The following is a 6,511-nucleotide window of genomic DNA, read 5'->3' as shown; positions in this document are numbered from 1 at the left end:
AAACGGTACTGGGGCGCGACGATATCGGCGTGACGGAGAACTTCTTCGAAGTGGGCGGCGACTCGATCCAGAGCCTGCAGATCATTGCGCGCGCCCGCGAGGCCGGTCTGGTGCTCACGCCGCGTCAGGTGTTTGAGCACCCCACGGTCGCCGCGCTCGCGCAACGCGCTCAACGCGTCGGCGATACGCAGACGGCGATGGCAGAACACGCCGAAGCCTTTGAACTCACGCCGATCCAGCGCCGCTTCTTCGAGCACTATCCGCAAGGCGAATCGCACTGGAACCAGTCGGTGCTGCTCGACGTGCGGGGCCGTCTGGATCCTGCCGCGCTGGAGCAAGCTGTCGCCGCGCTGCGCGAGCGCCATGACGCGCTGCGTTTGCGCTTTGCGCAGGAAGACGGTCGCTGGCGTCAGCGCGTGCTGGGCGTTGCCGACGCGCAGCTGCAGGAAGCCGGTCTGATTCACCGTCAGACCCTGGCCTCGGTCGATGCGCTGAGCGCCGCCTGCGACACGCTGCAGGCGAGCCTCGACCTTGCACATGGCCCGATCTGGCGCATCGGCTGTTTCGAGACGCCCGCACAAAGCTGGCTGCTGGTCGCGGTTCATCACCTCGCCGTCGATGGCGTGTCGTGGCGCGTGCTGCTCGAAGAACTGCAAAGCGCATATGAACAGGCCGAAAACGGCGAGACCATCGCACTCGGCGCAGCTTCGACCGCATGGAGCACCTGGGCGAATGCGCTGCACGAGTACGCCGGCGCGCCCGTGGTACAGGCCGAAGCCGCATGGTGGCGTGACACGCTCGGCGCGCCTGGGCAATCGAGCGTTGCGACCGGGCAAACCGCCTTCGGCGTCCCGTCGTCCACGCGCATGGCCGACAGCGTCGTGGTCGAATGGAAGCTGGACCCGCAGCGCACCCGGGAGCTGATCCAGATCGCGCCGCGCGCCTGGCGCACGCGCGTCGACGAACTGCTGCTCGCGGCGCTCGCGCAGGCGGTCGGCGAATGGAGCGGCGCGGCCACGCTGGCCGTGGAGCTCGAAGGCCATGGCCGGGAGGATCTGATCGACGGTGTCGATCTGAGCCGTACGGTCGGATGGTTTACGACGCGCTTCCCGGTGGTGCTGCCCGCGCACGCGGCCACGCCCGCCGATGCGCTGATCGCCGTCAAGGAGCGCATGCGCGCGGTGCCGCACAAGGGCTTCCACTGGGGGCTGCTGGAGGCGGAGCGCACGCGTGCGCGTCCGGCCGTGAGCTTCAACTATCTGGGTCGTTTCGATCAGGCGATCGACGCCGATTCGCGCTTCGCCTTCAGCGAGCAAAGCGCGGGCCGCAATCTCAGCGACGATGCGCGCGTCGATTACGCGCTCGACCTGAACGGCCTGATCGCCGGGGAAAGCCTCGTGCTGCGCTGGCGTTTCGATCCCGCTCGTGTGACCCGCGCGACGGTCGAGCGCCTGATGAGCGGTTTCGAGCGCAATGTGCACACGTTGCTCGCGCATTGCGTCGCCGCGCCGCCGGGCGCGACGGCGGCCGATTTCCCGCTCTCGGGCCTGAACCAGTCGCAGTTGAGCGCGCTTGGCCTCAAGCTCGGCCAGGTCGCTGATATCTATCCGGCGACGCCGCTGCAGCAGGGCTTGCTCTATCACAGCGAGCGTCAGCAAGGTCAGGGCGTCTACGTGAACCAGCTGCAGCTCACGCTGCGCGGCGAGCTGGACGAAGACCGCCTGCGGGCGGTCTGGCAGGCGGCGCTGGCGCGTCACGACGTGCTGCGCACGCGCTTCGAATGGCGGCACGGCGGGACGGCGCTGCAGATTGTCGAACGCGATGCGGTGCTGCCGTTCGCGGTTCACGACTGGCGCGAGGCGCTCGACTACGACGCGCGTCTGGCCGACTGGCGCAGCGCCGATCTGGCTGAGGGCGTCGATACGTCGCGCGCGCCGCTGATGCGCGTGAACGTGTTCCGCCGCCCGGACGGTGCGTTCGACCTGGTGCGCACGCATCACCACGTCCTCACCGACGGCTGGAGCGGCGCACGCCTGCTCTCCGAGGTGTTCGACGAATACGCGCACGGCGGCAGGGGCGTTGATGCGCCCGCTGTGGCTGCGGCGCAACCGTATCGACGCTATGTCGAATGGCTCTCGCGTCAGCCCGACGCGCGCGACTGGTGGCTCGAACGCCTGCCCGCCGCCGATGACGCGGGCACGCTCACCGGCAGTCTGCCCGCGCCGCGCACGGCTGCGGCCAACGTGCCGCAAAAGCTCGCCCAGACGCTCGACGGCGCGCTGGATGCGCGTCTGCGGCGCGCCGCGCAGCACTACCGCGTGACGCTCAATACGCTGATGCAGGGCGCGTGGGCCGTCGTGCTGGCGCGCCTGAGCGGCAAGGCGTCGGTGGCGTTCGGCGTGACGGTGTCCGGGCGTCCGGCATCGCTGCCGGGCGCGGACAACATGATCGGCCTGTTCATCAACAGTCTGCCGGTCTTCACCGCCGTGCCGGGCGCGGCGCGCGTAGACGACTGGCTCGGCGCGCTGCAGGCCTATAACGTTGCGCTGCGCGACGTCGAGCACACGCCGCTCACCTCGTTGCAGCAATGGTCGGGACGCAGCGGCGACGCGCTGTTCGACAGCCTGATCGTGTTCGAGAACTATCCGCTCGCCACGGGATCGGGCCGTCAGGAGCCGGCGGCGCTGCGCGTCGAGCGCATTGAAACGCTCGAACGCACGCACTATCCGCTCACGCTGACCGTGCTGCCGACAAAGCAGATCGAACTGCAATGGGGCTGGGACAGCCGCCGTCTGGAGCGCGCCCAGGTCGAAGCGCTGCACGCGCAGTACTGTGCGGTGCTCGAACAGCTTGCCGATGTGGCACAGGGCGCGCGCCACGTCGGCGAGCTGAGCGTGCGGGCAAGCGCGCCGCCGGCCGGGCCGTCGCATGAGGCACCGTTCGCGTCCTTGCATGCGCGCTTCGAGCAGCAGGCCGCGCGCACGCCCGCGCGTGTCGCGCTGCGCCACAACGGCGCGTCGGTCGATTTCGCGACGCTTGCGCGCTGGAGCGCCGGCATCGACGCCCGTCTGCGCGCGAGCGGCGTGGCGCGAGAAGAGCGCGTCGCCGTGTGTCTCACGCGTGCGCCCGCGCTGATCGCAGCGATGCTCGGCGTGATGCGCAGCGGCGCGGCCTACGTACCGCTCGACCCCGAGTTCCCGGTCGAGCGACTGCGCTACATGCTCGACGACGCGGGCATCACGCGCATCGTTACGGACGCGCAGGGCCTCGCCCGTCTGGGCGGCGGACTGGACGCACGCGTGGTGATCGACGCGGGTTCGCCCGAGGACATCGATGCGGCCTTTGAATCGCCCGCCGCCCGCAGCGTGCACGACGCGCAGCTTGCCTACGTGATCTACACCTCCGGTTCGACCGGGCGGCCCAAGGGCGTGGCCGTGTCGCACGGCGCGCTGGACCGCTTCCTGTGCAGCGTGCGCGAAGCGCCGGGCCTTAGCGCCGACGACGTGTTGTTGTCTGTCACGACCGCATCGTTCGACATCTCGCTGCTGGAGTTCTGCCTGCCGCTGATCACGGGCGCGACGCTGGAACTGGCCGATGCGCGGGTGGCCGCCGACGGCGTGGCGCTCGCGCGTCTGCTCGACGCGAGCGGCGCGACCTTGCTGCAGGCCACGCCGAGCGGCTGGCGTGTGCTGCTCGAAGCGGGCTGGCGCGGCATCGCGGCGGCGGGCGGTCGCAGGCTCACTGGCATCGCGGGCGGCGAAGCGCTGCCGCCGGATTTGTGCGCACAACTGATCGAGCGCGGCGTCGATCTGTGGAACCTTTACGGCCCGACCGAAACCACCATCTGGTCGAGCCGCGCGCCCATGACGGCGGGCGCCGCGCTCACCATCGGCGGCGCGCTGCATGCCAACGCGCTGCGCGTGATCGATGCGAGCGGGCAGTTGACGCCGCAAGGCGGCATCGGCGAGCTGTGCATCGGTGGGGACAATCTCGCGCGCGGCTATCTGGGCCGCCCGGCGCTGACGGCCGAGCGCTTCGTGCCCGATCCCGACGGCGCACCGGGCGCGCGCCGGTATCGCACCGGCGACCTTGCGCGCGAGCGCAGCGACGGCGCATTCGAATGCCTGGGCCGTATCGACCAGCAGATCAAGCTGCGCGGCTATCGCATCGAACTGGGCGAAATCGAGGAAGCGCTGCGCGCCTGTGCGGGCGTGCTCGACGCCGCGGTGGCGTTGCTACCCGCCGCGCATGGCGCAGCGGAAGCGCGGCTGGTGGGCTATGTGGTCGGCGAGCTGCCGCACGGCTGGCGTCAGGCGCTGGGCGCGCGGCTGCCCGGCTACATGATCCCGGCGTCGCTGCATGGCGTGGACGCGCTGCCGCGCACCGCAAACGGCAAGCTCGACCGTCAGAAGCTCGCGCAGATCGAGACCGGCGAGTCCCGCGACAGCGTCTGGAGCGAACCCGCTGCCGGGCTGGAAACGGCAATTGCCCAGGTGTTCGGCGAGGTGCTGGGCGTCGCGCGCGTGGGCGCGCACGACGACTTCTTCGCGCTGGGCGGTCACTCGCTGGCAGCGGTGCGCGTGAATGCGCGTCTGGCCGAACTATTGGGTCGCAAGCTCGAACTCGCGCTGCTGTTCGAGCACGCCACGCCTGCAACGTTGGCGTCGGCGCTCGAAGCGCCCGCGCGCGCCGACGCAGCCGCAGCGGAGGAGGACGCCGCGCACAGCGACCTGCAGGCGCTCGATGATCTTTTCAACGCGCTCGATTGAGGCACGGCCCCCTCGCGCCATCCGAATCTGGTTTCGAACGAACTATGCTGAATACGACTGAAGACCGACCCATCACTGGCGACACCGCGCCGCCCGCTGTCGACCCCGCGCGCGCCATCGCGCTCAAGTACGCGGCGCTGCCTCCCGCGCGGCGCAGCCTGTTGCGCACGAAGGTGCGCGAGCAGGGCATCGATCCGGCGCGCCTGCCGATCGTGCCGCTGGCGCGCGAAGCGGCAGAGGGCGCGGACGGCGCTGATCACTATCCGCTGTCCGCCGCGCAGGCGCGGCTGTGGTTTCTCTGGAAGCTCGATCCGCTCAACCCGGCCTACAACCTCGCGCGCGCCGTACGCCTGACGGGCGCGCTCGATGTAGGCGCGCTGCGGGCGGCGTTCGCTGCGCTGGTCGCGCGCCACGGCGCCTTGCGTGCGCGCTTTGTCGAAGAGCGCGGCGTGGCGGTGCAGCGCATTGCCGCTGCCGTTGCCGTTGTCGGCGGGACGCATGACAGCTACGGCTGGCGCGAGCACACGCTCGACGATCCCGCCTTGCAGGGACAATTGCCCGAGCTGCTGCGCCGCGCCGCGCGCGAGCCGTTCGATCTGGCCGCCGGGCCACTGCTGCGCGCCGATCTCGTGCGTCTGGCCGACGATCGCTGGACGCTGCTGATCTCGACGCATCACATCGTCTCCGACGGTTGGTCGCAGGCGCTGCTGGTGCGCGAACTCGTCGCGCTGTATCGCGCGGCGCTCGACGGCGGCGATATGGCCGGGGCGTTGCCGCCGCTCGCGCTGCATTTCGGCGATGTGAGCGCGTGGCAGAGCGAATGGCAGGACGTGACGCAAGCCGACGATCTCGCCTTCTGGCTCACACGCCTGGGCGCGGTGCAGCCCGAACTCGAACTGCCGCTGGATCGTGCGCGCACGCCCGCGCGCAGCATCGAGGGCGGCCGCCGCCGCGTCGAGATCGCCGAGCCGCTGGCCGCGCGGCTGCGCCATCTCGCGCGCGCGCAGCGCACCACGCTTTTCACGGTGCTGCTGGGCGCGTGGGCGGCGCTGCTGCATCGCTACGGCGGGCAGACGGCGATCCGCATCGGCGTGCCGTCGGCCGGGCGCGCGCGGCGCGAGACCGAGTCGCTGGTGGGCTACTTCGTGAACACGCTCGTGATCGAAGCCGAGGTGAACGGCGCGATGCCGTTCGAGCGCCTGCTGACGGGGCTGCATGCGCGTGTGCTGGAGGCGCAGGCGCATCAGGACGTGCCGTTCGGCAAGGTGCTCGATGCGCTCAAGATCGAGCGCGATCTGGGGCGCTCGCCGCTGTTTCAGGTGATGTTCAACCTGGAGCAGGGCGGCGCGCCGTCGACGCTGACACTGCCCGGACTGGTCGTGGAGCCGCAGACGGGCAGCACGGAAACGGCGCGCTTCGATCTGGTGCTCAACGTCGTCGACGAGGGGAGCGCGCTCAAGCTGTCGTTCAATTTTGCCGCCGATGTGTTCGATGAAGCGACGGTGGCGAGAATTGCGACGCAGTACCAAGCAATGCTCGTGCAACTCGCGGACGATGCGACGCGGCGCGTGGGCGAACTGGTGCTGCCGGAGGCGGCTGCGGCGCAGGACGCGCAGGTATACGCGTTTGATTCGCTTGCGGACTCGCTGGTGGCGCAGGCTGCGCGTTCGCCTGCAGCGGTGGCGTTGCGGTGCGAGTCGCAATCGCTGAGCTATGACGAATTGCAGCGCTGGTCGGGGGCC

The 6,511-nt window shown here is 70.2% G+C and carries 2 protein-coding genes; both read left to right on the top strand.

The genetic code is table 11. The features are described 5' to 3' along the window. The first annotated feature begins 8 nt into the window (after nucleotides 1-8). Nucleotides 9-4,769, top strand: a complete 4,761-nt coding sequence (locus tag BBA01S_RS44990) for a non-ribosomal peptide synthetase (protein ID WP_281177051.1) — start codon at nucleotides 9-11, stop codon at nucleotides 4,767-4,769. 44 nt (nucleotides 4,770-4,813) lie between these two features. Then, a partial coding sequence (locus BBA01S_RS39170) for a condensation domain-containing protein (RefSeq protein ID WP_027821134.1) occupies nucleotides 4,814-6,511 on the top strand: 1,698 nt, incomplete at its 3' end.

The sequence above is a fragment of the Paraburkholderia bannensis NBRC 103871 genome (assembly GCF_000685015.1).
In the GTDB taxonomy this organism is placed as follows: Bacteria; Pseudomonadota; Gammaproteobacteria; order Burkholderiales; family Burkholderiaceae; genus Paraburkholderia; species Paraburkholderia bannensis.
The sequence above is the reverse complement of the archived record's forward strand: the minus strand, read 5'-3'. Positions and strand labels throughout refer to the sequence as shown.